The organism is Methylobacterium sp. yr668 (assembly GCF_900116245.1).
Taxonomy (GTDB): Bacteria; Pseudomonadota; Alphaproteobacteria; order Rhizobiales; family Beijerinckiaceae; genus Methylobacterium.
In genome coordinates this window covers 1-26,356 of sequence record NZ_FOZY01000019.1, presented here as the reverse complement: position 1 = coordinate 26,356, position 26,356 = coordinate 1, and the positions used below count along the sequence as shown (strand labels likewise).

Below are 26,356 nucleotides of genomic sequence, written 5' to 3'. Positions count from 1 at the left end.
GCAGCGACCCGTGGGGTCGCTGCGCCGCTGGATCGGGCCGCCGAGGGGGGAAAGACGGCCTGCTGAATTCAATATGCCAGAAGAGCCGTCCGGGAGGTGCGCCCGAGCACATCCAAAAGGATGTGGCGCGGCAGCGACAGAGATCGGCCATCACCTGTGGACAGCGCGAAGCGCCCTCGATCCGTCAAGGTTCAGGAGCGAGCGTGATGCCCTCACCACCGATCCGACCCAGCCATGTTCGCCAGCCCGCACGCCTTCGTCCTGCACCATCGCGAGCGCCTCGCCGTGCTCGTCTCCTCGGCCCTGTTCCTCGCGGGCGCGCTGCCGCTGTTCTGGGCCATCGGCTGACCGTTCAGGCCCGCCGCGCTGACCGAGCGTCCGGGCACGCTGTCCCGGCGCCCCGCATCGTGTCCGGCCTATCGACGCCTTCGAAGCAGGGCGCCGCTCCGCTCGGAAGGCGTCGCGGCCCGGGGAGGCTCAACGCGGCTTCGCCGATCCGCCCGGCGCCCAGCCGTGGGCCTGGATGGCCGTCGTCAGCTTGCCCTGCATCTCGGGCATCACCGACTGGATCCATTGCTGCATGCCCGCGAGCTGGATCTGAGCGAGCTGCGGCTGGGCCGCCGCGAGGCGCTTCCCGGCGGGGGTCGCGTAGAAGGCGGCGATGGCCTGCAACTCGTCCTTGTTCAGCACGGTGGCGAAACCGCGCGCCTGGATGTCGAGCAGCTCGTCGTAGTGCGCCGTGAGCGTCGGCATGACGACCTCCTGCACCAGCACCTGCGCCTTGTCGGGCTCCTTGATCCCGATCTGCTGCATCATGCCGATCATGGGGGCCGCCATCGAGCCGAGCGTCGCGGCGCGATCACCCTGCATCTGCGCGACGGTCTCCCGGGCAACCTTCAGCAGGGCCGGATCCGGCGCGGTCGTGGGCGCGGGCTTCGGGGCCGGTTGTGCCAGTGCCGCACCGATCGGGAAGGAGGTCAGGCACAAACCGACGACGAGGGCAGAGAAGCGCATGGCGGTCCCGTTCACGAGCGCCGCGCGGTCCACAAGGCCGCGCGGCCGGTCCGGGTAGCTACCACAGCTCCGAACAGGATCGATGACAGCGCCGGATCGCCCGGCACCGCGTCGCGCGCGGCGGGCCCTGAACTCGGGGTGCCGATCAGCACCGAGATCCGGCGGTCGCGGGCTCATGGTGTCCGCATCGAGGAATGGGAGGACACCATGCGTCAAACGTTTCTGCGGACCGGCGGTGCGGCCGCGCTGGTCGCTCTGGCACTCTGCGCCACCCCGCCGGCCGCTCAGGCGCGCGGCATCGGCGTCGGCGGCGCCGTGGCGCTGGGCATCCTCGGCGGCGTCGTGGCCGGCAGCGCCATCGCGTCCGCCAACAGCGGGTACTACCCGGGTCGCCCCGTCTACGCCGCGCCCGACCCGTACGGCGCCTGCCACTTCGAGCGCCGCGCGTACATCGATCCGTACGGGTACGAGCACGTTCGGCGGATCGAGGTCTGCGAGTAGGCCGAGCCCCGTCCCGGAGATCGCGGAGCGGCGACCCGGCGTCGCCGCGCGCGGCCTCGCCCGCTAGGCCCGGCCTGATCGCAGGCGTGCGACCTCGCTCGGCCCGATCTCCAGGTAGAACCGGATCGCATCGTCGACGAGTGCGTCGGGCGTGACACCCGCCGCCTTCGCGGCCCGAGCGACCTGGAGGCCGAGCGCGAGGTCGATCCGCAGGTCGGCGCCCCGGCTCGACGGCGCCGGTGCGGCGGTCGGGGCCGGTACGGGCGCGGCGCTGCTCCGCGACTCGAGCTTGCCGAGCTTCGCTTCGCGACGCCCCCTGTGGACGAGCGCGTCGGCGCGTTCGTTGAGGCGGTCGCCGGCATGCCCCCGGACCCAGGTCCACTTCACGTCGCGCGCCGCGTTCAGTTCGTCGAGGCGCTTCATGAGATCGACGTTCTTCACGTCACCCGTCGTCGAGCGCCAGCCCCGCGCCTTCCAGCCGCGCATCCACTCGGTCACCGACTTGACGACGTACTGGCTGTCGCACCGCATCTCGATCGCGGCCCCGGCGGGGAAATGCTCGAGGCCCTTGATCGCGGCCGTCAGTTCCATCCGGTTGTTGGTCGTGGTGCCGGGCTCCCCGCCGCACAGCTCGATCGTGCCGTCCGGGGCCGCGATGACGACGCCCCACCCCCCCGGCCCGGGGTTCGGGTCGCAACCGCCATCGGCATAAACGATCATTCGCATCGTGGCGTCAGCCCTCTCGTACGGGTGGTCGGTGGACGGGCGCCATCGAGGCCCGACATCGGCCGACCGATGGTCGCCCCGGCCCGAGCCGGCATCGCCGGCGAGCGCGGCGGCACCTCTAGCACCGATCGCGCGCCGCGGCAGGGCCGGGTGAGGCGCGCGTCGGCGAGCGAGCGGTGTCCCGAAGCCCCGCGCCGACGGGCGGGCCCGGTGCTGGCGACGAAGGCGCATTCGTGTGAAACGCGCCGCACGGACGGAGATCGATATGCGCCGGAATGGCTGAGGATGGGATTGCCGATTCGGGCCGCGCCTGGCGTCGGCTCGCCGCGGCGACGGCGCTCGGCACGGTCGGAGGCGTCGGCATGTGGTCGGTCGTCGTCGTGCTGCCCGCGGTTCAGGCCGAGTTCGGGGTCGATCGGGCAGCGGCCGCCCTGCCCTACACCCTCACGATGGTCGGCTTCGCGGTCGGCGGCCTCCTGATGGGCCGGCTCGCGGACCGCATCGGCATCGTGCCCCCGCTGCTCCTCGGCACCGTCTGCCTGGCCCTCGGCTACGGGCTCAGCGCCCTCGCGACGAACCTCTGGCAGTTCGCCCTCGTGCACGGCGTGCTCGTCGGGGCGCTCGGCAGCTCGGTCGCCTTCGGACCGCTGATGGCCGACGTGTCGCGCTGGTTCTCGCGCCGGCGAGGGCTCGCCGTCGCGCTGTGCGCGTCCGGCAATTACCTCGCGGGCACGCTCTGGCCACCGGTGGTGGAGCGCGCGGTCCACGCGTACGGCTGGCGCGCGACGCAGGTCGGAATCGGCCTGTTCTGCCTCGTCGCCATGCTGCCCCTCGCGCTGGCGATGCGGGGCCGACCGCCACGGGCTTCGGCGACGCGCGCGGCCGGTCCGCAGGCCGTGACGACGCTGTCGCCCGCGGCGCTGCAGGGCCTCCTCGTCGTGGCCGGCACCGCGTGCTGCGTGGCGATGGCGATGCCGCAGGTCCACATCGTGGCGTACTGCAGCGATCTCGGGTACGGCGTCGCCCGCGGCGCGCAGATGCTGTCGCTGATGCTCGGTTTCGGCATCGTCAGCCGGGTCGCGTCGGGCTTCGTCGCCGACCGGATCGGCGGTCTCGCGACGCTGCTGGCCGGTACGCTGCTGCAGGCGGCGGCGCTCGCGCTCTACCTCGCGTTCGACGACCTGACCTCGCTCTACGTGATCTCGGCCCTGTTCGGCCTGTTCCAGGGCGGCATCGTGCCGGCCTACGCGATCATCGTGCGCGAGTACCTCCCGGCCGAGGAGGCCGGGGCGCGGATCGGTGCGGTGCTGATGGCGACGCTGGCCGGCATGGCGCTCGGCGGCTGGCTCACGGGGGCGATCTTCGACGCCACCGGCTCCTACCGTGCGGCGTTCGTCAACGGGCTGGCCTGGAACGCCGTCAACGTGGCGATCGTGCTGTGGCTGATCCACTGCCGTCGGGCGCGCACGAGTCCGGCCGCGCTCTGAGGGCTCCGGACCCGCCCCCCCCGGGATCTCGGGCCGTCCCGCCGGTCGCGGCTCCGCGCGCGTCTCACGCGTGCGCCTTCTCCGCGGGTCACGGCGCGGCCGATCCCGCCGCGGGCACGGGCAGCACGTCTGGCCGGAAGAACAGGCCCGCCTTCAGGCTGTCACCGATGCGGTGCGCGCGCTCGATCAGGAGGGCGGCAGGTTCGGGCGGGAAATGGGCGGAGGCCGTCTCCCCGAACAGGTCGAGCCACCGCGCGAAGTGCTCGGGCTCGAGGCGGCCCAGCGCGAGATGCTTGCCGAACGGGTTGCCCTTGTAGCGGCCTGACTTGAAGAGGACCGAGGACCAGAACGCCCGGACGGTCTCCATGTGCCGCGGCCAGTCCGGGTCGGGGATCGCGGCCGCGAAGACGGGTCCGATCAGCGCATCGCCGCGCACGCGCCCGTAGAAGGCATCGAGAAAGCGGGCGAGGCTGGCTTCGTCGAGCGCGACATCGGGCATGATCGTGAGATGCCGGCAGACCCCGCTCTCTTCAAGGGGGATCGGACGGCCGCCGGATCGGAGCCGGAGGGGACGGCGCGTCAGGCCTCGGCCGACGCCGGGCGCGGCCGCCATTGACGGCGGTATCGCGCCAGAATAAATGATGGTCATAATTATTTTGGGCGATCGGCTGCGACGGGGCTCGGTGATGGACGCGCGATGGGTGATCGGGTTCGCCGGTTTGGCACTCGCGGCATGCTCGCCGGCCGAGACCGCCGTCACGCCGGAGCCGCCGCTGGTGCAGACCGTTGCGGTCGCGCCCGCCTCGGCGGCGGTGGCGCGCTACACCGGCGTGATCCGGGCGCGCACCGAGAGCAACCTCGGCTTCCGGGTCGGCGGCAAGATCTTCGAGCGCCTCGTCGACCCGGGCGACCACGTGCGCCTCGGCCAGCCCCTGATGCGGCTCGACCGGACCGACTTCACCCTGGCGCTCAACGCGGCCCGCGCCTCGGTCGAGGCGGCCCGCGCGCAGATGATCAAGGCCAGGGCCGACGAGGAGCGCAGCCGCAAGCTCGTCGGCGACGGGTGGACCTCCAAGCAGACCTACGACCAGAACAAGGCGGCCGCCGACGCGGCCATCGCCCAGTTCGCCAACGCCGAGGCGCAGGCGAGCCAGATCGCCAACCAGGCCGGCTATTCCGAGCTCCAGGCCGATGCCGACGGGGTCGTGATGGAGGTGCCGACCGAGCCGGGCCAGGTCGTCGCCGCCGGGCAGACGGTGGTGAAGCTCGCCCGCGACGGCGCGCGCGAGGCGGAGGTGTTCCTGCCGGAGGGGAGCCGGCAACGCGCGAAGGGCACGGCGTCGGCCACCCTCTACGCCGAGGGCGAGACGACCTACCCGGCCAAGCTCCGGGAATTGTCGGCCACGGCCGATCCGGCGACCCGCACCTACCGCGCCCGCTACATCCTGTCGGGCGGGGGCGAGGCCGCGCCCCTCGGGGCGACCGTGACGCTCCAGCTGATCCCTGCCCAGGGGCAGGCGCGGGCTTCGGTGTCCGTGCCGCTGGGGGCCCTGTTCGACCAGGGCGGCGGCTCGGCCGTCTGGCGCTACGACGCCGAGACCCAGACCGTCGCGGCGCAGCCCGTCACCGTCGCGCGCCTGTCGGAGGAGACCGCGGAAGTCGCCTCGGGCCTGACGCCCGGTGACCGGATCGTCGCGCTCGGCGCCCATCTGCTGAGAGCGGGCGAGAAGGTCCGTCAGGCCGACGCCAGCGTCGTGGAGGCCGGTCGATGAACGCCTCCGGCTTCAACCTCTCGGCCCTGGCGGTGCGCGAGCGCGCCGTCACGCTGTTCCTCCTGCTCGCCGTCACCGCGGCCGGGATCTTCGCCTTCGAGAAGCTCGGGCGCGCCGAGGACCCGACCTTCACGGTCAAGACCATGGCGGTCTCGGCCGCCTGGCCCGGCGCGACCACCGACGAGATGCAGCGGCAGGTCGCCGACCCGCTGGAGAAGCGGCTCCAGGAGCTCGTCTACTACGACCGCGTCGAGACGACCGTCCGCCCCGGCCTGATGCTGATGAAGGTCTTCTTCAAGGACAGCATGCCGCCGGCCCGGCTCCAGTCGGAATTCTACCAAGCGCGCAAGAAGCTCTCCGACCAGGCCTCCGGCCTGCCGCGCGGCGTGCTCGGGCCGCTGTTCAACGACGAGTTCTCGGACGTCTACTTCGCCCTCTACGCGCTCCAGGCCCAGGGGCTGCCGCACCGGCATCTCGTGCTCCGCGCCGAGGAGATGCGCCAGCGCCTGCTGCGCGTGCCCGGCGTCGAGAAGATCAACATCCTCGGCGAGCAGGCGCAGAAGATCTTCGTCGAAGTCTCCTACCAGCGCCTCGCGACCCTGGGCATCACCGGCCAGCAGCTGCTGGCGGCGCTCGCCAACCAGAACGACGTGACGCCGGCCGGCTTCGTCGAGGCCGACGGCCCGCGGGTCTACCTGCGCCTCGACGGCGCCATCGACGGCCTCGACGCGATCCGCGACCTGCCGGTGGCGGCCGGCGACCGCAGCCTCAAGCTCGGCGACATCGCCGAGGTGAAACGCGGCTACGAGGACCCGAAGACCTTCGCGATCCGCAACGACGGCGCGCCGGCCCTGGTGCTCGGCCTCGTGATGAAGCCGGGCTTCAACGGACTCAGCCTGGGCGAGGCGCTGAACGCCGAGGAGGTCGCGATCCATCGCGATCTCCCGACCGGCATCACCTTCACGAAGATCACCGACCAGGCGAGGGTGATCGACGACGCCATCCACGAGTTCATGGTGAAGTTCTTCACAGCGCTCTCGGTGGTGATCTTCGTCAGCCTCGTGGCGCTCGGCTTCCGGGTCGGCATCGTGGTGGCGCTGGCGGTGCCGCTCACCCTCTCGGCCGTGTTCGTGGTGATGATGATCACCGGCCGCGACTTCGACCGCATCACGCTCGGCGCGCTCATCATCTCACTGGGCCTCCTCGTCGACGACGCCATCATCGCCATCGAGATGATGGTGGTGCGCATGGAGGAGGGCGCCGACCGGGTCTCGGCGGCGACCCATGCCTGGAGCGCCACCGCCGCGCCGATGCTGACCGGCACGCTCGTCACCATCGCGGGCTTCCTGCCGGTGGGCTTCGCCGCCTCCACGGCGGGCGAGTATGCCGGCAACATCTTCTGGGTGGTGGCCTTCTCGCTGATCGTCTCGTGGGTCGTGGCCGTGACCTTCACGCCCTACCTCGGCGTCAAGCTCCTGCCGAACATCGAGACGGTCGAGGGCGGCCACGCCGCGATCTACGCCACGCGGAACTACCAGCGCCTGCGCCGGGTCGTGCGGCTCTCGGTCGACCACAAGTGGATGGCCGCAGGCATCACCGTGGCGCTGTTCGCCGCGGCCGTCGTCGGCATGGGCAAGGTCGAGAAGCAGTTCTTCCCGAACTCGGAGCGCTCCGAGCTCATCGTCGAGGTGACGCTGCCGACCGGGTCCGCCTTCGCGACCACCGAGGCCAGCGTCCGGAAGGTCGAGGCGGCCGTGCGCGCGCTGCCCGAGGCGGGCGAGATCACGAGCTATATCGGCCAGGGCATGCCGCGCTTCGTGCTCTCGTTCGACCCGGAGCTGCCGGACCCCGCCTTCGCGCAGATCGTCGTCCAGACCGCCGATTCCCACGCCCGCGACGTGCTGCGCGGCAAGGTGCGCCGTCTCGTGGACGACGGCCGCTTCCCCGAGGCGCGGGTGCGGGTGCTGCAGATCGTGTTCGGGCCGCCGGTGCGCTTCCCCGTCGCCTTCCGGGTGGTCGGGCCCGACCTCACCGTCATCCGGGGCATCGCCGCGGAGGTGCGCGACGTCATGATGGCCAACCCCAACATGCGCCTCGTCCACCTCGACTGGGGCGACAGGACGCCGACCCTGCACCTCGCCCTCGACCAGGAGCGCCTGCGCCTGATCGGCCTGACGCCGAAGGAGGCCGGCCAGCAGTTGCAGAGCTACCTCAACGGCACGCCCGCGACCCAGGTCCGCGAGAACCTCCGCTCCGTGGACGTGCTCCTGCGCAGCCCCGGCCCCGAGCGCCGCTCGCTCGGCGACATCGGCGACCTGACGCTGGCCACGCGGGACGGGCGGCAGGTGCCGCTCTCCCAGGTCGCGCACCTGGAGAGCCGCAACGAGGACGCGGTGCTCAAGCGCTACAACCGCGAGACCTACATCCGCGTGCAGGGCGACGTGATCGACGGCAAGCAGCCGCCGGACATCCACGCGCAGATCGTCCCCGAACTCGCGGCCATCAAGGCGAGGCTGCCGCCCGGCTACCGCATCGACACGGCCGGCTCGGTGGAGGAGAGCGAGAAGGCGATGAAGGCGCTCGTCACGGTCTTCCCGCTGATGCTGATCGTGACCCTGACGGTCATCATGCTGCAGGTCCGCTCGTTCACCACGATGGTCATGGTGTTCGCGACCGCGCCGCTCGGCCTCGTCGGGGCGGTCCCGACGCTGCTCGTCTTCCACCAGCCCTTCGGCTTCAACGCGATCCTCGGCCTGATCGCGCTGTCCGGCATCCTGATGCGCAACACGCTGATCCTGGTGGACCAGATCCACCACGACCGGGCGGCGGGCCTGTCGGACTACGAGGCCATCGTCGAGTCGACGGTGCGGCGGGCCCGACCGGTGATCCTGACGGCCGCTGCCGCGATGCTCGCCTTCGTCCCGCTGACCCACTCGGTGTTCTGGGGGGCGCTGGCCTACGTGCTCATCGGCGGCGTCGGCGTCGGGACCCTGCTGACCCTGCTGTTCCTGCCGGCGCTCTACGCACTCTGGTTCCGGGTGGCGCGGGACGCGCGCGCGACGCGGACCGCACCCGGCCCCGCACCGGTGCCCGTTCCGGTCGAGCCCTGACCCGGCCGCCCCCCACCGATGCCCAGCTCGGGGCATCCCGCGATCGCGCGCTCGGGTCCCGGGCGCGCGGTGCGCCGACCGGCCCGCGCTTCGCCCCCTCGCGCGGGCCGGTCGGCAGCCCTGAACGGCCGCCGCGGCGCGACCGCGACGCCGCTCTCCGCCCGGCCTCGGGCATCCGCGGCTCGCCGTCCCTTCAATAAATGACATCTCGCATCTATGTGAGGAGGCGGAGCGGAGGACGGTACGATGCCGAGGGTCTCGCAGGAGCAAGCCAAGCTGAACCGCCAGCGCGTGGTCGAGGTCGCCTCGGCCCTGTTCCGGGAGCGCGGCCTGCACGGTATCGGCGTCGTCGACATCATGGCGGCCGCGGGCCTGACCCATGGCGGCTTCTACGGTCAGTTCGCCAGCAAGGATGCCCTCGCTGCGGAGGCGTTCGACGCGGCGATCAGCGCCGAGTACCGGGCCAACCTCGACGCCTTCATCGAGAATTACCTCTCCCTGGGGCATGTCCGCACGCCGGGGAGAGGCTGCCCCGTCGCGGCGCTGGTGAACGACGTCGGGCGTGAGCCGCCCGGAAGCGCCCTGCGGGCGCGGTTCACCCAGGGGGTCAAGGGGCTCGCCGGTCTCATCGCGGACAGGCTGCCCAGAGCGTCGAAGGAACGCCGCCGGCAGCGCGCCCTGATCGCGCTGTCGACCATGGTGGGGGCGGTGGTGCTGGCCCGGGGCGTCGACGACGAGGCCCTGGCCGGTGAACTGCTCGAGGCGGCGCGCTCCACGATCCCGGGCTGAGCCGGTCCGAGGCGGCACCCGGCTCGGGCCGCCTCACCGCCGGGACGGGGACGGGCGATGCGACGGCCCCAGATGCCGCGACGGCGCGCGCGGCCCGCCGGGCGGGCCGCGGGTTTCGGATCGACGGTGTCCGTCACGGCCGTCCGGCGCGTCCGGACGGAGGGTTGCGGGCCGTCAGCCCTCCGCCTTGGCGAGGAAGTCGAAGTCGCAACCCTCCGGAGCCTGCGTGACGCTGCGCCGGTAGAGCGCCTTGTAGCCCCGGGCCGGGACCGGCGGCGGCCGGTGGTCGGCGAGCCGGCGGGCGATCTCGTCCTCCGCGACCAGGAGATCGACGCGCTTGTCCCGGATCGACAGGCGGATGCGGTCGCCGTCGCGCACCGCGGCCAGCGGTCCGCCCACCGCGGCCTCCGGGGCCACGTGGAGGACGATCGACCCGAAGGCCGTGCCCGACATCCGCGCGTCGGAGATGCGCACCATGTCCTTCACGCCCGCCTGCGCCAGCTTCTTGGGGATCGGCAGGTAGCCCGCCTCCGGCATGCCGGCCGCGTGCGGGCCGGCATTCTGCAGGACGAGGATGTCACCGGGCGCCACGTCGAGCGCGGGGTCGTCGATGCGCGCCGACAGGTCCTCCAGGCCGGTGAACACCACCGCCCGGCCCTCCGACTCGAACAGGTCGGGCGTCGCCGCCGCGCGCTTGAAGATCGCCCCGTCGGGCGCGAGGCTGCCGGACAGGGCCACCAGGCCGCCGACCGGCGACACGGGATCCGCCGCGGTGCGGATGACCGCGCGGTCGACCCAGGACTCCGGCTCGTCCAGGCGCTCGGCGAGCGTCCGGCCCTCCACGTCCACGGTGTCGAGATGGAGGAGCGGGCGCAGCTCGCGCAGGAGCGCGCCCATGCCGCCGGCGGCGTGGAAATCCTCCATGTAGCCCTGCCCCACGGGCTTCAGGTCGACCAGCACCGGCGTCTCGTCGGAGATCTGGTTGAAGCGCTCGGGCGAGATCCGGATGCCGAGCCGCCCGGCGATGGCGGTGAGGTGCACGATGGCGTTGGTCGAGCCCGACACCGCCATCAGCACGCGGATCGCGTTCTCGACCGACTTCTGCGTGATCACCTGGGAGGGCCGGATCCGCGTCTCGATCAGCCGCACCGCCGCGCGGCCGGTCTCCTCGGCGGCCACCAGCCGGTCGGAATGCACCGCCGGGATCGCGGCGGTGCCCGGCAGCGACATGCCGAGCGCCTCCGCGATGCACGCCATGGTCGAGGCCGTGCCCATCACCGCGCAGGTGCCGGCCGTGACGGAGAGCCGACCCTCGACCTCGGCGATCTCCTCGGCGTCGACGGTGCCGGCCCGGTACTTGGCCCAGAAGCCCCGGCAATCCGTGCAGGCGCCGAGCCGCTGGCCCCGGTGGCGGCCGGTCGACATCGGGCCGGTGACGAGCTGGATCGCCGGCAGGTCGGCGGAGGCCGCGCCCATGAGCTGGGCCGGCACGGTCTTGTCGCAGCCGCCGATCAGCACAACCGCGTCCATGGGCTGGGCCCCGATCATCTCCTCGGTGTCCATGGCCATGAGGTTGCGGTACATCATGCTGGTCGGGTTGAGGAAAACCTCGCCGAGCGACACGGTCGGGAACGGCCGCGGCAGGGCGCCGGCCGCCAGCACGCCGCGGGAGACCGCCTCCACCAGCTCGGGCATGCCCCGGTGGCAGTTGTTGAAGCCCGACGGCGTCATGGCGATGCCGACCACCGGCTTGTTCAGCAGGCCGACCGAGATGCCCATCGAGCGCGCGAAGGAGCGGCGCAGGTACCGGGCGAAGTCGCGGTCGCCGTAATTGGTCAGGCCGCGGTCGAAGCCGTGCGGTTCGTCGGTCATGGTCGTCTCCTCGCGTGGGCGGCCCGGGTCGCCCCGGCCGTCCGGTCTGTCTCAGCGGTCGCCGGGCTCCCGGCTCCCGGAGCGCGCGTCGAGCAGGTCCTCGCGCGCGTCGTCCCACCCCTGTCGTTCGCGCCGCGTTCCCGGCGGCGCGCCGCCGGATCGGTTGCGGCCGCCGACGGCATCGGGGTGCGGACAGGCATGTCCCAGTCCGGCGCCGATGACGAGGCCTCTCAAGGCATGGCCCATCGGATAGGTGTCCGAGAAGGGGCCGCGCGGGTTCCGGAGCGCGAAAAGCGCGGCCGCGTCACCGCGCCCGGTGCCGGCCCCCACGGCGGCGCCCGCGTTCCGCACGATCCGTCCGGCGTTGCATCCGTAGCGGGACAGAGATCGCTCAGGCGGCGGGCGATCTGTAAGACGGTTCCGGCGTCGGCGGCCCCGGCGCTTCGCGGCAACGGGCTACCGGGTCACGTCATGGATTTGCGCAGAGCCGCGGTCGGGCTCACCCGTCAGGTGCGTGACGCCGTCCGCGGCCGGCCGGGCACCGTGTCACCGCGCGGCTCGACGGGGCGCGCGAGGACCGGGCTGTCGCGGCGATCGCTGGGCATCCTGCTCGTCCTCGCGGCGACGGCCGTCTGGCTGGCCGTCGCCCTCGTGCCCAACCTCCTCGGGAAGGGCGGAGCCCTGTGGGCGATCGTGCACGGCGCGTGCGTCCCCCACGCGTTGCGCGGACAGGGCCCCGCACCGTGCAGCCTCGTCGACCTGGAGGGCGGGGTCGAGAAGGGATACGCCATCCTCAAAGACCTTCGCGGGCGGGCGCAGTTCCTCCTGATCCCGACGGCGCGCATCACCGGCATCGAGAGCCCCGTGCTCCTCCAGCCCGGCACGACGAACTACTTCGCCAAGGCGTGGCGCGCCCGAACCTTCGTGGAGGAGCGTCTCGGCCATCCGCTCGACCGGCGGGACGTCAGTCTCGCGGTGAATTCGCAGCTAAGGCGGACTCAGGGGCAGCTGCACATCCACATCGACTGCGTCCGCCAGGATGTCCGCGACACCCTCCGCCGCCTCGCACCCACGATCGGGGATCGCTGGGCTCCTCTCGCGGAGCCGCTGGTCGGTCGCCCGTACAGGGCGATGCGCGTGCTCGGCGAGGATCTCGGCACCGCGGACCCGTTCGACCTGCTGGCGCGCGACGACGGGGCGCGCTCGGCCATGGGCGAGCACGCCCTGGCTGTCGTGGGCGCCGAGTTTCCGGGTGCGAAGCCGGGCTTCGTGCTCCTGGACGGTCTGGTGACCAGCCGCTTCGGCAAGGCCTCCAACGGCGAGGTCGTGCAGGACCACACCTGCGCCGTGGCGGCGGAGCCCGCGTCGAGCGGGTTTCGGCCACTGGAAGACTGACGCGGGCGGATCCGGCTTCCGCCGCGGGTCGGGTTGCGCGGTGCCGGCCGCGGGCCGCATTCCGGCCGGCCCTCGCGTGAGCAACGTCGCGGCGGCCGGCAGCGGCGCTGCCTGCGCGCAAGTCTTATAAATGACCTTAAATCTGCGCCGACGCCCGCAGCGGGGCGGGTAGCCCGAGACAAGGGCCGACTCTGACGCGTGCCAAGTCGACGATCATCCCGACGAGAGCGTCCGCGAGAGCCGGTCGAACTCCGCCCATCCGCCGCCGGTCCCCTCTCGCACGGGACATCTCGGTGCAGCCACCGGGGGCTCGGTACTCAGGTCATATATATGACACATGAATATTGACAGAGCTTCCCGGGGGCGTATCCTCGATCCGACGCCGACGAGGTCGCGGACTTCGCAAGATCGGCGCGCGGACAGGTGAGGAGCGCCATGACGGCACGGAGCATCATCCGGCTCGTCGGGACGGTCGCGGTCCTATGGGGGGCGCTCGGCGCCGCCCGGGCCGAGGTCTCGACCGTGCGGCTCGCCAAGCAGTTCGGGATCTCCTACCTGCCGCTCACCGTGATGGAGGAGGAGGGCCTGCTCGAGAAGCAGGCCAAGCAGCGCGGGCTCGACGTCAAGGCCGAGTGGCTGCGCTTCACCGGCGGCTCGGGGATGAACGAGGCCCTGCTCTCCGGGAACCTCGACCTCGCCTCCGGCGGCGTCGGCCCGTTCCTGACGATCTGGGGCCGGACGCAGGGCAATCTCAAGGTCAAGGGCGTGGCGGCGCTGAACGCGATGCCGCTCTGGCTGGTCACCATCAACCCGGCGGTGAAGGCGATCACGGATTTCGGGCCCCAGGACAAGATCGCCCTGCCGACCGCCAAGACCTCGATCCAGGCCATCACCCTGCAGATGGCCGCCGAGAAGGCCTTCGGGCCGGGCCAGCAGGCCAAGCTCGACCCGCTCACCGTCTCGATGGGGCATCCGGACGCGCAGACCGCCATGATGGGCGGCCGCTCCGAGATCACCGCCCATTTCGGCTCTCCGCCCTTCCAAGAGATGGAACTGAAGGACCCGCGCGCCCGCAAGGTGCTCGACAGCTACGACGTGATGGGCGGCCCCCACACCTTCAACCTCGTCTGGGCGACCAGCCGCTTCGTCACCGAGAACCCCAAGGTCACGGCGGCCTTCCGGGCGGCGCTGGAGGAGAGCCTCGCGCTGATCCGCGACGACCCGGCCCGGGCCGCCGCCCTGTGGATCAAGGCCGAGGGAGCGAAAATCTCGCCCGAGGAGGCCGTGGCCATCATCCGCGCGCCGCAGAACGCCTGGACCACCAAGCCCGAGCGGATGCTCGCCTACCTCGCGTACATGAACCGGGCCGGGCTGGTCTCGGCCAAGGCCGACAGCGAGAGCGAGCTGTTCTTCCCCGATCCGACCGCTGCCGGCGCCCCGAAGGAGGCCAACCGGTGACGGCTCCCGTCGGCCACGCGGCCGTCGACCCGGACGCAGGCGAGACGCTGCGGGTGCATGTCCGGCGCGGCGAGACCGTCGCGGACTACGCGGTGCCGCGCCGGGCCAACCAGACGGTGCTCGACGTCGTCACCGAGATCCAGCGCGACCAGGACCCGACCCTCGCCTACCGGTTCGCCTGCCGGGTCGGCATGTGCGGCTCCTGCGGCATGACGGTGAACGGGCGCCCGCGCTGGACCTGCCGCACCCGGGTCGCCGCCGTGGCGCCGGACGGGGTGCTGACGCTCGAGCCCCTGCGCAACCTGCCGGTGGTGAAGGACCTCGCGGTCGACATGGAGCCCTTCTTCGAGAAGTGGCGCCGGGCCCACGGCTTCTTCGAGCCGGGCGAGAACCCGCCCGAGGATTTCGCGGTCGTGGCACCGGAATCCGCCGCGCGCCGGGAGGTCGATGCCGGCATCGAGTGCATCAATTGCGGCGTCTGCTACGCGGCCTGCGATCTGGTGACGTGGAACCCCGACTACCTCGGGCCCGCGGCCCTCAACCGGGCCTGGACGCTCGTCAACGACGTGCGCGACCGCGACCGGGATCGGCTCGCCGCAGTGGCGGGCGATGCCGGCTGCCACTCCTGCCACAGCCACATGAGCTGCACCGAGCACTGTCCGAAGGGCCTGAGCCCGACCTTCTCGATCGCGGGCCTCAAGCGCGAGACCGGCAAGGCGGCGCTGCGCCGGTTCTGGAGGCGCGGATGAGCCCGCTCCTGTACCTCGCCCAGCGCGGCACAGCGGCGATCCTGGCGGTCACGGTCGCGGTCCATCTCGGCACGATCCTCTACGCGGTGCGCGGCGGGCTCACGGCCGGCGAGATCCTGGGCCGGACGCAGGGCAACCTCGCCTTCCTGCTGTTCTACGCGGTCTTCGTTCTGGCCGCCGCGATCCACGCGCCGATCGGCCTGCGCAGCGTCCTGCGCGAGTGGACCGGCTGGCGCGGCCGCTCCCTCGACGTCGCCATGATCGCCCTCTCGGCCCTGCTCGCCGGGCTGGGCCTGCGGGCGGCACTCGCGGTGTACGCGGCATGAGGACCGCCCCGGGCACGGCCGGGCGGACCGGCATCACCCGCGCGTCCCTGCGCCGGCCCGGCTTCGCCGCCGCGCTGATCCACCGGCTCTCGGGGATCGCCCTGGCGCTGTTCCTGCCGATGCACTTCATCGCGCTCGGCACCGCGCTCCAGGGTGCCGACCGGCTGGAGAGCTTCCTCGGCCTCACCCATAACGGCCTCGTCCGCACGGCCGAGTGGGGCCTCGTCTGCGCGCTGGCCGTCCACATGGCGCTCGGCCTGCGGGTGCTCGCCATCGAGTGGCTGCGCTTCCGCGAGCGCGATGCCCGCGTCGTGGCGGGCTGCCTCGCGGCCGCGTTCGCGGTCGGCCTGCTGTTCCTCCTCAGCGGGGCCTGATCCCCGTCCGTCACCAGCGGAGACCCGCCATGGATCTCGACATCCGCGAATTCGAGGAGGTCTGCCGCGACCTCTACGTCCGCGCCCTGAAGATCCTGCCGCCCGACATCAAGGCGGGCTTCGCCGACCTGCAGCGGGCCGAGACCAGCGCCACCGGCCGCGCCATCCTCGACACGATGGTGGAGAACGTCGCGGTCGCGGAGCGCACGAAGAATATCCTCTGCCAGGATACCGGCATCCCGATCTACAACGTCGTGATCGGCGCCGACGTGCGCTTCGACGGCGCCGCGCTCAAGGCCGCGATCCGGCGCGGCTGCGAGCGGGCGACCAAGGACTTCTCCCTGCGCTCCTCGGTGGTCCACCCGATCACCCGCAGGAACGAGCAGACCTCCTGCGGCATCCGCGTGCCGATCATCCACGTCGACTTCGACGATCGGCCCGAGACCGTGGCAGTGGAGATGATCCCGAAGGGCTCCGGCTCCGAGAACGGCTCGTTCCTACAGATGCTGCTGCCCTCGGACGGGATCGGCGCGGCCAAGCGCTTCGTCATCGACCGGGTGATCGAGCTCGGCGGCCGGGTCTGCCCGCCGACCATCGTGGGCGTCGGGCTCGGGGGCACCTCCGACCTGTGCATGCACCTCGCCAAGGTGGCGGCGACCCGGCCGCTGCGCTCGGTCTGCGCCGATCCCGAAGGCGCCCGGATCGAGGCCGAGCTGTCGCGGGCGGTGAACGAGCTCGGCATCGGCCCGCAGGGGCTCGGCGGCCGGTCCACGAGCTTCGCCGTCCATGTCGAGCTCGCCGCGACCCACATCACCCAGAACCCGGTCGCGGTGAACATCCAGTGCCACTCGGCCCGTCGCGCCCGCGCGACGCTCACGCCCGGCGGCATCGCGTTCGATTGAGGAGCAGACCGTGGCCCACCACGTCCTCGACATGCCGGCCACTGAGGCCGAGATCCGGGCGCTCCGGATCGGCGACACCGTCACCCTGCGGCGCTGGCTGTTCGGCATCCGCGACGCGACCCTGATCCACATGTTCGACCGGGACCGCCGCACCCGGCTCGACCTCGACGGCCACGCGGTGATCCACACCGCGCCGAACGTCCACCGCGTCCCGGTCTCCAACGAGGCGCCGGTCGGCTTCGCGCCGTTCTGCATCGGCACCACCACGTCGATGCGCATGGAGCGCTTCACCGACGCGCTGATGGAGCGCGAGGGCGTGCGCCTCATCGTCGGCAAGGGCGGCATGGGGCCGGCGACCCTCGACGCCTTCGCGCGGCGCGGCGGCGCCTACCTGGCGATCGTCGGCGGCGCGGCGGCGCTGGAGACCACCTGGATCGAGACCATCGTGGACGTCGACCTCGACGATCTCCATCCCGAGAGCCTGTGGCAGTTCGCGATCCGCGATTTCGGGCCGCTGCTGGTCGGCATGGATTCGCACGGCGGCTCGCTCTTCGCCGACGTGCAGCGCGACGTGGCCGCCCGGCGCGACGCCGTCATCGCCTCCCTCGAGGACGCCCGATGAGCCCCGAACAGGTCGAGACCGACATCCTGATCCTCGGCTCCGGCGGGGCCGGGCTGTTCGCCGCGCTTCACGCCAAGAAGATCGCGCCGGACCTCGACGTCACCGTCGCGGTGAAGGGTCTGCTGGGGAAATGCGGCTGCACCCGCATGGTCCAGGGCGGCTACAACGTGGCGCTGGCGCCGGGCGACTCGGTCGAGCGGCACTTCATGGACACGATCGAGGGCGGCAAGTGGCTGAACGACCAGGCGCTGGCCTGGACGCTCGTCACCGAGGCGCAGGTGCGGATCCGCGAGCTGGAGACCGAGCTCGGCTGCTTCTTCGACCGCAACCCGGACGGCAGCGTCCACCAGAAGGCCTTCGCCGGCCAGACCTTCGACCGGACGGTGCACAAGGGCGACCTCACCGGCATCGAGATCATCAACCGCCTGTCCGAGCAGGTCTGGCGCCGGGACGTGCGCCGCCTGGAGGACCACCGCGCCCTGGAACTGATCCCGGCCCGGGACGGATCGGGGCTGGCGGGCGTGCTGATGCTCGACATGCGCACCGGCGAGCCGAAACTGGTGCGGGCGAAGGCCGTGCTGCTCGCCACCGGCGGCGGGCCGACCATGTACAAGTACCACACGCCGTCGGGCGACAAGTCCTGCGACGGTCTCGCCATGGCTTTGCGCGCCGGACTGCCGTTGCGCGACATGGAGATGGTGCAGTTCCACCCGACCGGGCTGCTCGCCGGCGCCGGCACCCGCATGACCGGGACGGTGCTGGAGGAGGGCCTGCGCGGGGCCGGCGGCTGGCTCCTCGACTCCACCGGCCAGCGCTTCATGGAGGCCTACGATCCGCGGGCCGAGCGCGCGACCCGGGACGTGGTCAGCCGCTCGATCATGCGGCGGCTGCGCGACGGCTTCGCCACGCCGAGCGGGGGCGTGCACATCCAGATGAGCCATCTCGGCCCCGAGGACGTGCGCCGCCGGTTCAAGGGCATGGTCGAGCGCTGCGCCGATTGCGGCTTCGACCTCGCGGGCGGGCTCGTCGAGGTCATCCCCACCGCCCACTACATGATGGGCGGCCTCCAGTTCGCGGTCGACTGCACCACCGCGCTGCCGCGCCTTTACGCTGCCGGCGAGGATACCGGCGGCGTCCACGGGGCGAACCGGCTGGGCGGCAACGGCGTTGCGAACTCCACGGTGTTCGGGGGGCTCGCCGGCCAGTCCATGGCGCGGGCCGTGACGCGCGAGGGCCGCCTCGCCGAGCCGGATCCCGCCGCCATCGAGGCGGGCCTCGCCCGCGCCTACGGCCCGCTCGGCCGGCCGGCGGTGTCGCTGCCGGAGATCCGCGAGGCGCTCTACGAGGCGATGTGGGCCGATGTCGGCATCCTGCGGGACGCGGCCGGCCTCACCCGGGCGCTCGCCACCCTCGACCGGCTCTCCGACGCGGTCGCCCAAGCCGGCGCGCCGGACGGCGACCGCCGCTACGCGCTCACCTGGATGGACCGGCTGAACCTCGAGAACCTCGTGCTGGTCTCCCAGGCGGTCGCCCGGGCGGCGCTCGCCCGCACCGACAGCCGCGGCGCCCATTTCCGCGAGGATTTCCCGGAGGCCTCGGATCTCGCGACCTCGCACTACACGGTGGTGCGCCAGCGCGGCGGGGCGCTCGACCTCGCGATGGAGCCGGTGCACTTCACGCATGTGCGGCCCGGCGGCTCCCTCCTCGACGCCGCCGCCTGAGGGAAGACCATCCATGCAGACCCTGCGCGGCGCCGACATCGTGGCCCGGACCCTGGAGGCGCTCGGCGTCACCCGGATCTTCACCCTGTCGGGCAACCACATCATGCCGGTCTTCGACGCCCTGCTGGAGACCGGGATCAGCCTCGTCCACACCCGCCAGGAGGCGGCCTGCGTCCACATGGCCGACGCCTGGGGCCGGCTGACCGGCGAGGTCGGCGTCGCCCTGGTGACCGGTGGGCAGGGCCACACCAACGGCGCGGCGGCGCTCACCACGGCGCTCGCGGCCGAGTCGCCCGTGCTGCTGCTCTCCGGCCATGCGGGCCTGTCGGAGCTCGGGCGCGGCGCCTTCCAGGAACTGGCCCAGGCCGACATCGCCCGGCCGATGACCAAGGCCGCCTGGACCGCCGGGTCGGTCGCCGCCCTCGGGCCGGACCTCGCCCGGGCCTTCCGGATCGCCCGGGAGGGGCGGCCCGGCCCGGTCCATCTGAGCCTGCCGGTCGACCTGCTAGAGACGGCCGTCCCCGCCGCCTCGGTGCGGATCCCGGACCGGGCCGCGGCCGCCATCCGGATCGCCGAGCCGGCGCCGGATCTCGTGGCCGATCTCCTCGCTGCCCTCGCGGGGGCGGAACGGCCGCTGATCGCCTGCGGCCCGGCGCTGTGCGACGCCTCCGGCCGGGCTGCCATGGCAACGCTGGAAGAAACTCTCGGCCTGCCGGTCGTCGGCATGGAGAGCCCGCGCGGGATCAACGATCCGGCGCTCGGCGCCTTCGCCGAGGTCCTGGCGCGGACCGATCTCCTCGTGCTCCTCGGCAAGCCGCTCGACTTCACCCTGCGCTTCGGCGCGGCGCCCGCCCTCGCGCCCGACTGCCGCTTCGCCGTCGTCGATCCCGATCCGGCGCTGTTGGCCCGCGCGCCGGCCGACCGCCTCGCCGTCTCGGGCCTCGCCGATCCGCGGCCGGTGCTGGCGGCGCTGACCGCGCGCGCCACCGCCCTCCCCCGCCGGGAGGCCTGGCACCGGGAGGCGCGGGCCGCCCTCGCCTACCGGCCGCCCGCCTGGGCGGATTTCCACGGGACGGGTCAGCGCCTGCACCCGGTGGAGCTGTGCCGGGCGGTCGACGCCTTCCTGGAACGCCACCCCGACGGCACGCTGATCTGCGACGGCGGCGAGATCGGGCAATGGCCGCAGGCCCTGGTCCGCGGCGGGCGCCGGCTGATCAACGGCGTCTCGGGCACGATCGGCGCGTCGATCCCCTTCGCGATCGCCGCCGCACTGGAGCGGCCCGGCGCCCCGGTGGTCGCGGTGCTGGGCGACGGCACCTTCGGCTTCCACATGGCCGAGTTCGACACCGCCGTGCGCTATCGGATCCCGTTCATCGCGGTCGTCGGCAACGACGCGCGCTGGAACGCCGAGCACCAGATCCAGCTGCGCAGCTACGGCCCCGATCGGACGCGCCACTGCGACCTGCTCCCGACCCGCTACGACACGGTCGTCCAGGCCCTCGGCGGCTTCGGGGCGCTGGTGACCGAGGCGGCCGAACTTCCGGCGGCGCTGGAGGCGGCCCAGGCCAGCGGCCTGCCGGCCTGCATCAACGTGATGATCGAGAGCGTGGCGGCGCCGGTGATCCGCCGCCCTGGCTGAGGGGGCGAGCACGATACATGACGGCGACGCCGTCTTGCCGAATGAGGCGCGGGTCCCCTCTCCCGGGCGGGAGAGGGACAGGGTGAGGGATGAGACCTATCCGGACGAGGCGCACCGCGTAGGCGGTTCGAGGGCGGGCTTAATCCTGAACCTTCTCATCCCTCACCCCAACCCTCTCCCGCTCGGGAGAGGGAGCAGGTCGCGCCCGCCACGTGCGTCGGCGCGACGGTCGCGGACCTTGGGCTCAGGGAGAAGATCTCATGCGCAGACGCGACGTTCTGGCCGGGGCCGCGGCGTTCCTGGCGAGTCCCGTCCCGGGGCGGGCCGACGAGGTCGGCGCGGTGGCGATCGCCCGCCAGCCGAGCCTCGGCCACCTGCCGCTGATGCTGATGGAGGAGCAGGGCCTGCTCCAGAAGGCCGCGGCCGCCCGCGGCGTGGCGGGGCTCCAGGTGCGCTACCTCACCCTCGCGGGCGGGGCCGCGATGAACGACGCCCTGCTCTCCGGGACGATCCAGTTCGCGGCCGGCGGCGTGCCGCCCCTCGTGCTGCTCTGGTCGAAGACCGAGGGCACCGCCATGGCGGTGAAGGGCGTGGCGGCGATGAACAGCATGCCGCTCCTGATGAACACCAGCAATCCGAAGGTGCACCGGCTCGCCGACTTCACCGACCGGGACAAGATCGCGCTCCCCGCCGTGAAGGTCTCGGTCCAGGCGATGTTCCTGCAGATGGCCGCCGAGAAGGAGCTCGGCGCAGGCCGCCGCAACGACCTCGACCGGCTCACCGTCACCCTCTCCCATCCCGACGGCATGGCGGCGCTCCTCGGGGGCAGCGAGGTGACGGCCCACTTCACCGCCGCGCCGATCCAGGAGCTGGAGCTGCGCCGGCCCGGCATCCGCACGGTGCTGAACAGCTTCGACGTGCTGGGCGAACCCTCGACCTTCAACGTCGTCTGGGCGTCCTCGGCCTTCGCGGGCGCCAATCCCCGTGTCGTCGCGGCCTTCGGCGCCGCCTTCGACGACGCGCTCGCCGCGATCACGGCCGATCCGTCGGAGGCGGCGCGCGCCTACGTGCGGCTCGCCCGCGACGGGAGCGATGTCGGGCTGATCACCGAGATCCTGAAGGACCCGCAGGTCTCCTTCACGGCGACGCCCCGGGCGGTCGGAAAGGTCGCCGACTTCATGGCCCGCACCGGCACGATCCGTCGCCGGCCGGAGAGCTGGAAGGACCTGTTCTTCGCGGGCGTCCACGACAAGGCGGGCAGCTGACGCCCCACCGGCCGCGCTCAGTTCTGCAGCAGGCCGGGCAGCGCCAGGGCGGTCGTGGTCAGGCCGATCGCGGCGAGCAGCGCGAGGACGAGCGTGCGGAAGCGGCGCTGGTCGATCCGGGCGAACAGCGAGAGCCCGGCGAGCACGCTCACCAGCACCACCGGCAGCGCCAGGGCGAGGTCGCCGACGAGTTCGGGCGGCAGCGGATCGAGATAGAGGAGGATCGTCAGGGCCCAGACCTGCATCACCAGGGTGAAGGACTGGTAGACCGCCCGCTGGGTGCGCGGATCCCAGCCGCGCACGAGGCTCCAGGCCGTCGGCAGGGCTCCGGACAGGCCCGCGATGCCGCCCAGCACGCCGCCGAGGAAGCCGATCGCGCCGTCGCTCCAGCGATTGCCGAAGCCGACCCGGTAATCGGCGCGCAGCAGGGCGACGCCGCCGCTGTAGAGGACAAGGAAGGCGCCGATCGCGACCTTGATGAAGCGCGGATCGAGATCGTGCAGCAGGTGGATGCCGATCGGCGCGCCGACGAGGCCCGGCAGGATCATCGCGAAGGCGGTGCCCCGCGGCGGCCAGGTCCGCAGGCGCAGGATCGAGATCACCTGCGAGAGGATGCTGCAGACGAGCACCAGGGCGGTCGCCTCAACGGGCGTGCGGATCGACAGCAGCGTGCCGGAGGCGATCAGCGCGAAGGCGAAGCCCGTCAGGCCCGAGATCACGCCGGCGCAGCCGACGCAGAGGACGAGGAGGAGCGTCTCGTTCACCGGGGGCGCCCGGCCCGGCTGATGCCATCCGCGCGCACACCCGCCATTCTCGTCCTCCCGGCCCGCGTCCCGCCGGGGCGGGCTCTGTTTCCATGTATCTTATATAAGACTTGTCCGACTGGGCAAGGCGCATACCTCTGCGGCGCGACAGGGCTGCCCTTCCGGATCCGGCCTGCGACCTCCCTCCGCCACTGAGGAGGATGGGGCGCTCGGTGCCGTCCCCGAACCAGTGAAATCACCCGCACCCCGCGATCACCCGTTGACGCCGGCCATCTCATTGGTCTTATATAAGACCAGTCGCCGCCGAGAAGCCGACGACGCAGATCAGGAGGACCGCATGAGCAGCCACGCCGCGTCCGGCGCGGGGCGCCGCAAGCCGCATCTTCTCGCCCATTCCCCCCAGGACAACGTCGCCGTCGCGGTGATCGAGGGCCTGAGCGCGAGCACCGACGCCTTCGGGGTGGTCACCGAGAACGACAGCACCTTCGAGGTCCATGTCCGCCACGACATCCCGATCGGCCACAAGGTCGCGCTCACCGACCTGAAGGCCGGCGACACGGCGATCAAGTACGGCCAGGACATCGGCAAGGTCATCAAGGACGTCGCCAAGGGCGAGCACGTCCACGTCCACAACGTCAAGACGAAGCGCTGGTGAGGTGACGATGTTCAAGGAAGCCGCTCAGCTCGAACACGAGATCGCCACCCCCTTCGTCGGCGGTGCGCCCGATCAGTTCGCCACCAAGGCGCTCGCGACCGGGCGCGCCTCGGAGAACTACACCTCCGCCACCTTCATGGGCTGGCGCCGGGAGAACGGCCGGGTCGGCGTGCGCAACCACGTCGTGCTCCTGCCGCTGGACGATCTGTCCAACGCCGCCTGCGAGGCGGTCGCCAACAACGTGAAGGGCACGATGGCGCTGCCCCACGCCTACGGCCGGCTCCAGTTCGGCGAGGACCTGGACCTCCACTTCCGCACCCTGATCGGCATCGGCTCGAACCCGAACGTCGCCGCCGTCGTGGTGATCGGCATCGAGGACCAGTGGACCAACCGCGTGGTCGAGGGCATCGCCAAGACCGGCAAGCCGGTCGTCGGCTTCGGCATCGAGGGCCACGGCGACATCGCGATCGTCGCCAAGGCGAGCTACCAGGCCAAGCGCTTCGTGCAGTGGGCCACCGAGCTCCAGCGCGAGGAATGCCCGATCGCCGACCTCTGGGTCTCGACCAAGTGCGGCGAGTCCGACACCACCACCGGCCTCGCCTCCTGCCCCACCGTCGGCAACATGTACGACAAGCTGATCCCGCACGGGATCTACGGGGTGTTCGGCGAGACCTCGGAGATCACCGGCGCGGAGCACCTCTGCCGCGAGCGGGCGATCAGCCCGGAAGTCTCCGACAAGTGGTACACGATGTGGAAGGCCTACCAGGACGACGTGATCGAGGCCCACAAGACCGACGATCTCTCGGACTCGCAGCCGACCAAGGGCAACATCGCGGGCGGCCTCACCACGATCGAGGAGAAGGCGCTCGGCAACCTCGAGAAGATCGGCCACGAGTGCCGCTTCATCGACGCGCTGCAGCCCGCGGAGGCGCCCGCCAAGGGGCCCGGCCTGTACTTCATGGACACGTCCTCGGCGGCGGCCGAGTGCGTCACCCTGATGGCGGCGGCCGGCTACGTGGTGCACACCTTCCCGACCGGCCAGGGCAACGTCATCGGCAACCCGATCGTCCCGGTGATCAAGATCACTGGCAATCCCCGGACCGTGCGGACCATGGGCGAGCATATCGACGTCGACGTCTCGGGTGTGCTCACCCGTGAGATGACGATCCCGCAGGCCGGCGACGCGCTCATCGACATGGTGGTGCGCACCGCCAACGGCCGGCTCACGGCGGCCGAGTCCCTCGGCCACCGGGAATTCGTGATGACGAAGCTCTACCGCAGCGCCTGACGCACAAGTCCCGCGCCCGCGGACCGCGATCCGGTCCGCGGGCGCGGCCCCGACGCCACGGGGTCAGGACCACGCCGGAGCGCACGACCGCGGGGGAAACCGCGGCGGCCTCCGTCCCGTCATTCTGGAGGAACGCATGAGGCTGCTTCGGTCGATCTACGGCCAGGTTCTGCTCGGCATCGCCCTGGGCATCGGCGTCGGCGTGGTCGCACCCGATTTCGCGGTGGGCTGCAAGATCCTCGGCGACATGTTCATCAACCTGATCAAGATGATCGTCGCCCCCGTGATCTTCTGCACGGTCGTGGTCGGCATCGCGCATGTCGGCGACATGAAGAGCGTCGGCCGGATGGGCCTGAAGACCATCCTGTACTTCGAGGTCGCCACGACGGTGGCGCTCGCCGCGGGCCTCCTGTTCGTCAACATGCTGCGGCCGGGCGACGGCGTGAACGCCACGGTCGACAGCCTCGACGCCAAGCTGGTCGCCGGCATCGCCGGCAAGGCCCACGCGCAGTCTCCGATGGAGATCGTCGCCAACATCATCCCCCACAGCGCGGTCGACGCCTTCGCCAAGGGCGACCTGATCCAGGTGATGTTCTTCTCGGTGCTGGTCGGCATGGGGCTCGCGATGCTGGGCCGGCGCGGCGAGTTCCCGCTCAAGGTGGTCCACGCCTTCGGCGACGTGCTGATGAAGGTCGTCGGCCTGATCATGCACTTCGCGCCGATCGGCGCCTTCGGGGCGATGGCCTTCACCATCGGCAAGTTCGGGCTCGGCATCCTCGCCCAGTACGGGATGCTGATCGTCTCCCTCTACCTGACCTTCATCGTGTTCATCGCGGTCTTCCTCGGCGGCGTGATGCGCTTCTACGTCGGCCTGAGCCTGTGGAAGCTGTTCCGCTACAGTCGCGAGGAGCTGTTCATCCTGCTCGGCACCACGAGCTCGGAATCGGTGCTGCCGCGGATCATGGCCAAGCTCAACGGGCTCGGCGTCGACAAGAGCGTGACCGGCCTCGTGATGCCGGCCGGCCTGTCCTTCAACATGGACGGCTCCTGCATCTACCTGACCATGGCGATCGGCTTCATCGCGCAGGCTCTCAACGTGCCGCTGACCTGGGAGCAGGAGCTCGGCATCCTCGCCATCGCGCTGGTGACCTCGAAGGGCGTGGCGGGCGTGGCCGGCGCCATCCTGTTCGTGCTCGCCGCGACGCTCCAGGCCTCGCAGCTCCTGCCGGTGGCGGGCATCGCCCTGATCATCGGGGTGGACCGCATCCTGAACGAGCTGCGCTGCGTGACCAACGCGGTCGGCAACATGGTGGCGACCCTCGTGATCGCCCGCTGGGAGGGCAAGATCGACCTCGCCCACGCCCGGGCGGTGCTCGACGGCCGCATCACCCCGAACCTCGACCTCCTCGACGACGAGGACGAGGCGGCGGACGCGATCCCAGCCCGCGAGCCGGCGGCGGCCTTGCGCCGCCCCCTCCCCGCTGCCGTGCCGGCGACCTGAGAAGGATCCTCCATGCCCAAGGTCATCATCAGCGAGTTCATGGACGAGGCCGCGATCGCGGCCGAGCTCGCCGGCCTCGACGTGCAGTACGATCCGGGCCTCGTCGACCGGCCCGGGGACCTCGCCGCCGCCGTGGCCCGGGCCGACGCCCTGATCGTGCGCAACCGGACCCAGGTCCGCGGCCCCCTGCTCGACGCCGCCCGCGACCTCAAGGTCGTCGGACGCCTCGGCGTCGGCCTCGACAACATCGACGTCCCGGCCTGCCGGGCGCGCGGCATCGCGGTCTACCCGGCCACCGGCGCCAACGACGGCGCGGTCGCCGAGTACGTGGTCGCCACCGCGCTGCTGCTCCTGCGCGGCGCCTACGGGGCCACGGCCCGCGTGGCGGCCGGGACGTGGCCGCGCAACGCCCTGATGGGCCGCGAG

Annotated in this window: 24 protein-coding genes and 1 pseudogene; 19 read left to right on the top strand and 6 right to left on the bottom strand. The window is 71.9% G+C overall.

Annotated elements, in window-relative coordinates:
* Window positions 1-477 precede the first annotated feature (477 nt).
* Window positions 478-1,014 carry a DUF2059 domain-containing protein gene (locus tag BM419_RS21265; RefSeq protein ID WP_056530934.1) on the bottom strand — a complete coding sequence of 179 codons (537 nt, stop codon included), beginning with the start codon at window positions 1,012-1,014 and terminating at the stop codon, window positions 478-480.
* A gap of 207 nt (window positions 1,015-1,221) precedes the next feature.
* Here BM419_RS21265 and BM419_RS21260 point away from each other — a divergent pair, with 207 nt between their 5' ends.
* Window positions 1,222-1,515 carry a hypothetical protein gene (locus BM419_RS21260; RefSeq protein ID WP_056530937.1) on the top strand — a complete coding sequence of 98 codons (294 nt, stop codon included), beginning with the start codon at window positions 1,222-1,224 and terminating at the stop codon, window positions 1,513-1,515.
* A 63-nt stretch (window positions 1,516-1,578) separates the two neighbouring features.
* Here BM419_RS21260 and rnhA read toward each other — a convergent pair whose 3' ends face one another.
* Window positions 1,579-2,241, bottom strand: coding sequence for a ribonuclease HI (gene rnhA / locus BM419_RS21255; RefSeq protein ID WP_056530549.1), 663 nt, complete (start codon window positions 2,239-2,241; stop codon window positions 1,579-1,581).
* Between the two features lie 275 nt (window positions 2,242-2,516).
* Here rnhA and BM419_RS21250 point away from each other — a divergent pair, with 275 nt between their 5' ends.
* Window positions 2,517-3,728, top strand: a complete 1,212-nt coding sequence (locus tag BM419_RS21250; protein ID WP_056530551.1) for an MFS transporter — start codon at window positions 2,517-2,519, stop codon at window positions 3,726-3,728.
* 88 nt (window positions 3,729-3,816) lie between these two features.
* Here the strand turns inward: BM419_RS21250 and BM419_RS21245 are convergent, their stop codons facing one another.
* Window positions 3,817-4,227: a group III truncated hemoglobin gene (locus tag BM419_RS21245; protein WP_020094904.1), complete on the bottom strand. Its 411-nt coding sequence runs from the start codon at window positions 4,225-4,227 to the stop codon at window positions 3,817-3,819.
* 187 nt (window positions 4,228-4,414) lie between these two features.
* Between BM419_RS21245 and BM419_RS21240 the strand changes: the two genes are divergently transcribed.
* The 3 genes from BM419_RS21240 (at window position 4,415) to BM419_RS21230 (ending at window position 9,399) form a co-directional block, all read left to right on the top strand.
* Window positions 4,415-5,500, top strand: a complete 1,086-nt coding sequence (locus BM419_RS21240; protein WP_056530554.1) for an efflux RND transporter periplasmic adaptor subunit — start codon at window positions 4,415-4,417, stop codon at window positions 5,498-5,500.
* Window positions 5,497-8,610 (top strand): efflux RND transporter permease subunit, encoded by a 3,114-nt coding sequence (locus tag BM419_RS21235; protein ID WP_056530556.1) that lies wholly within the window; start codon window positions 5,497-5,499, stop codon window positions 8,608-8,610. The genes BM419_RS21240 and BM419_RS21235 overlap by 4 nt, the downstream gene beginning before the upstream one ends.
* Before the next feature lie 246 nt (window positions 8,611-8,856).
* Window positions 8,857-9,399 (top strand): TetR/AcrR family transcriptional regulator, encoded by a 543-nt coding sequence (locus tag BM419_RS21230; RefSeq protein WP_020094907.1) that lies wholly within the window; start codon window positions 8,857-8,859, stop codon window positions 9,397-9,399.
* 174 nt (window positions 9,400-9,573) lie between these two features.
* Here the strand turns inward: BM419_RS21230 and BM419_RS21225 are convergent, their stop codons facing one another.
* Window positions 9,574-11,271 (bottom strand): IlvD/Edd family dehydratase, encoded by a 1,698-nt coding sequence (locus BM419_RS21225; protein ID WP_056530558.1) that lies wholly within the window; start codon window positions 11,269-11,271, stop codon window positions 9,574-9,576.
* 51 nt (window positions 11,272-11,322) lie between these two features.
* The gene (locus BM419_RS21220; RefSeq protein ID WP_056530560.1) at window positions 11,323-11,622 is read right to left on the bottom strand and encodes a hypothetical protein; all 300 of its coding nucleotides are present in this window, start codon (window positions 11,620-11,622) and stop codon (window positions 11,323-11,325) included.
* Between the two features lie 120 nt (window positions 11,623-11,742).
* Here BM419_RS21220 and BM419_RS21215 point away from each other — a divergent pair, with 120 nt between their 5' ends.
* The 10 genes from BM419_RS21215 (at window position 11,743) to BM419_RS21170 (ending at window position 21,722) form a co-directional block, all read left to right on the top strand.
* Entirely contained in the window at window positions 11,743-12,666 is a 924-nt protein-coding gene (locus BM419_RS21215; RefSeq protein WP_091927608.1) for a CDP-diacylglycerol diphosphatase, read from the top strand.
* A 435-nt stretch (window positions 12,667-13,101) separates the two neighbouring features.
* Window positions 13,102-14,124, top strand: a complete 1,023-nt coding sequence (locus tag BM419_RS21210) for an ABC transporter substrate-binding protein (RefSeq protein ID WP_056530566.1) — start codon at window positions 13,102-13,104, stop codon at window positions 14,122-14,124.
* A complete protein-coding gene (locus BM419_RS21205; RefSeq protein WP_091927607.1) occupies window positions 14,121-14,873 on the top strand; it encodes a succinate dehydrogenase/fumarate reductase iron-sulfur subunit in 753 nt (250 codons plus the stop codon). The genes BM419_RS21210 and BM419_RS21205 overlap by 4 nt, the downstream gene beginning before the upstream one ends.
* Entirely contained in the window at window positions 14,870-15,199 is a 330-nt protein-coding gene (locus BM419_RS21200) for a succinate dehydrogenase/fumarate reductase transmembrane subunit (protein ID WP_020094913.1), read from the top strand. Before BM419_RS21205 ends, BM419_RS21200 begins: the two co-directional genes overlap by 4 nt.
* Window positions 15,196-15,573 carry a succinate dehydrogenase, cytochrome b556 subunit gene (locus tag BM419_RS21195; RefSeq protein ID WP_056530578.1) on the top strand — a complete coding sequence of 126 codons (378 nt, stop codon included), beginning with the start codon at window positions 15,196-15,198 and terminating at the stop codon, window positions 15,571-15,573. The genes BM419_RS21200 and BM419_RS21195 overlap by 4 nt, the downstream gene beginning before the upstream one ends.
* Window positions 15,574-15,602: 29 nt before the next feature.
* Window positions 15,603-16,475, top strand: a complete 873-nt coding sequence (locus BM419_RS21190; protein ID WP_056530581.1) for a fumarate hydratase — start codon at window positions 15,603-15,605, stop codon at window positions 16,473-16,475.
* Between the two features lie 10 nt (window positions 16,476-16,485).
* Window positions 16,486-17,097: a fumarate hydratase C-terminal domain-containing protein gene (locus tag BM419_RS21185; RefSeq protein ID WP_056530583.1), complete on the top strand. Its 612-nt coding sequence runs from the start codon at window positions 16,486-16,488 to the stop codon at window positions 17,095-17,097.
* Window positions 17,094-18,818 carry an L-aspartate oxidase gene (locus BM419_RS21180; RefSeq protein ID WP_056530585.1) on the top strand — a complete coding sequence of 575 codons (1,725 nt, stop codon included), beginning with the start codon at window positions 17,094-17,096 and terminating at the stop codon, window positions 18,816-18,818. Before BM419_RS21185 ends, BM419_RS21180 begins: the two co-directional genes overlap by 4 nt.
* 13 nt (window positions 18,819-18,831) lie before the next feature.
* Window positions 18,832-20,457, top strand: a complete 1,626-nt coding sequence (locus BM419_RS21175; RefSeq protein ID WP_056530587.1) for a thiamine pyrophosphate-binding protein — start codon at window positions 18,832-18,834, stop codon at window positions 20,455-20,457.
* Between the two features lie 260 nt (window positions 20,458-20,717).
* A complete protein-coding gene (locus BM419_RS21170; protein ID WP_056530590.1) occupies window positions 20,718-21,722 on the top strand; it encodes an ABC transporter substrate-binding protein in 1,005 nt (334 codons plus the stop codon).
* 17 nt (window positions 21,723-21,739) lie between these two features.
* Here the strand turns inward: BM419_RS21170 and BM419_RS21165 are convergent, their stop codons facing one another.
* Window positions 21,740-22,486, bottom strand: coding sequence for a sulfite exporter TauE/SafE family protein (locus BM419_RS21165; protein ID WP_056530594.1), 747 nt, complete (start codon window positions 22,484-22,486; stop codon window positions 21,740-21,742).
* 337 nt (window positions 22,487-22,823) lie between these two features.
* On the opposite strand from BM419_RS21165, the gene BM419_RS21160 reads away from it, so the two are divergent.
* The 4 genes and pseudogenes from BM419_RS21160 to BM419_RS21145 all read left to right on the top strand — a co-directional run.
* Window positions 22,824-23,141: a UxaA family hydrolase gene (locus tag BM419_RS21160; RefSeq protein ID WP_020094921.1), complete on the top strand. Its 318-nt coding sequence runs from the start codon at window positions 22,824-22,826 to the stop codon at window positions 23,139-23,141.
* A gap of 7 nt (window positions 23,142-23,148) precedes the next feature.
* Window positions 23,149-24,429 (top strand): UxaA family hydrolase, encoded by a 1,281-nt coding sequence (locus BM419_RS21155; protein ID WP_056530944.1) that lies wholly within the window; start codon window positions 23,149-23,151, stop codon window positions 24,427-24,429.
* A gap of 136 nt (window positions 24,430-24,565) precedes the next feature.
* Window positions 24,566-25,930, top strand: coding sequence for a cation:dicarboxylate symporter family transporter (locus BM419_RS21150; RefSeq protein ID WP_056530596.1), 1,365 nt, complete (start codon window positions 24,566-24,568; stop codon window positions 25,928-25,930).
* Window positions 25,931-25,942: 12 nt separating this feature from the next.
* Window positions 25,943-26,356: pseudogene (locus BM419_RS21145) on the top strand (3-phosphoglycerate dehydrogenase); the annotation flags it as partial.

Bases quoted from the DNA above. Each gene is read 5' to 3' on its own strand.
- BM419_RS21265 (WP_056530934.1), bottom strand. From the start codon at position 1,014: ATGCGCTTCTCTGCCCTCGTCGTCGGTTTGTGCCTGACCTCCTTCCCG.
- BM419_RS21260 (WP_056530937.1), top strand. From the start codon at position 1,222: ATGCGTCAAACGTTTCTGCGGACCGGCGGTGCGGCCGCGCTGGTCGCT.
- rnhA (WP_056530549.1), bottom strand. From the start codon at position 2,241: ATGCGAATGATCGTTTATGCCGATGGCGGTTGCGACCCGAACCCCGGG.
- BM419_RS21250 (WP_056530551.1), top strand. From the start codon at position 2,517: ATGGCTGAGGATGGGATTGCCGATTCGGGCCGCGCCTGGCGTCGGCTC.
- BM419_RS21245 (WP_020094904.1), bottom strand. From the start codon at position 4,227: ATGCCCGATGTCGCGCTCGACGAAGCCAGCCTCGCCCGCTTTCTCGAT.
- BM419_RS21240 (WP_056530554.1), top strand. From the start codon at position 4,415: ATGGACGCGCGATGGGTGATCGGGTTCGCCGGTTTGGCACTCGCGGCA.
- BM419_RS21235 (WP_056530556.1), top strand. From the start codon at position 5,497: ATGAACGCCTCCGGCTTCAACCTCTCGGCCCTGGCGGTGCGCGAGCGC.
- BM419_RS21230 (WP_020094907.1), top strand. From the start codon at position 8,857: ATGCCGAGGGTCTCGCAGGAGCAAGCCAAGCTGAACCGCCAGCGCGTG.
- BM419_RS21225 (WP_056530558.1), bottom strand. From the start codon at position 11,271: ATGACCGACGAACCGCACGGCTTCGACCGCGGCCTGACCAATTACGGC.
- BM419_RS21215 (WP_091927608.1), top strand. From the start codon at position 11,743: ATGGATTTGCGCAGAGCCGCGGTCGGGCTCACCCGTCAGGTGCGTGAC.
- BM419_RS21210 (WP_056530566.1), top strand. From the start codon at position 13,102: ATGACGGCACGGAGCATCATCCGGCTCGTCGGGACGGTCGCGGTCCTA.
- BM419_RS21200 (WP_020094913.1), top strand. From the start codon at position 14,870: ATGAGCCCGCTCCTGTACCTCGCCCAGCGCGGCACAGCGGCGATCCTG.
- BM419_RS21195 (WP_056530578.1), top strand. From the start codon at position 15,196: ATGAGGACCGCCCCGGGCACGGCCGGGCGGACCGGCATCACCCGCGCG.
- BM419_RS21190 (WP_056530581.1), top strand. From the start codon at position 15,603: ATGGATCTCGACATCCGCGAATTCGAGGAGGTCTGCCGCGACCTCTAC.
- BM419_RS21180 (WP_056530585.1), top strand. From the start codon at position 17,094: ATGAGCCCCGAACAGGTCGAGACCGACATCCTGATCCTCGGCTCCGGC.
- BM419_RS21175 (WP_056530587.1), top strand. From the start codon at position 18,832: ATGCAGACCCTGCGCGGCGCCGACATCGTGGCCCGGACCCTGGAGGCG.
- BM419_RS21170 (WP_056530590.1), top strand. From the start codon at position 20,718: ATGCGCAGACGCGACGTTCTGGCCGGGGCCGCGGCGTTCCTGGCGAGT.
- BM419_RS21160 (WP_020094921.1), top strand. From the start codon at position 22,824: ATGAGCAGCCACGCCGCGTCCGGCGCGGGGCGCCGCAAGCCGCATCTT.
- BM419_RS21155 (WP_056530944.1), top strand. From the start codon at position 23,149: ATGTTCAAGGAAGCCGCTCAGCTCGAACACGAGATCGCCACCCCCTTC.
- BM419_RS21150 (WP_056530596.1), top strand. From the start codon at position 24,566: ATGAGGCTGCTTCGGTCGATCTACGGCCAGGTTCTGCTCGGCATCGCC.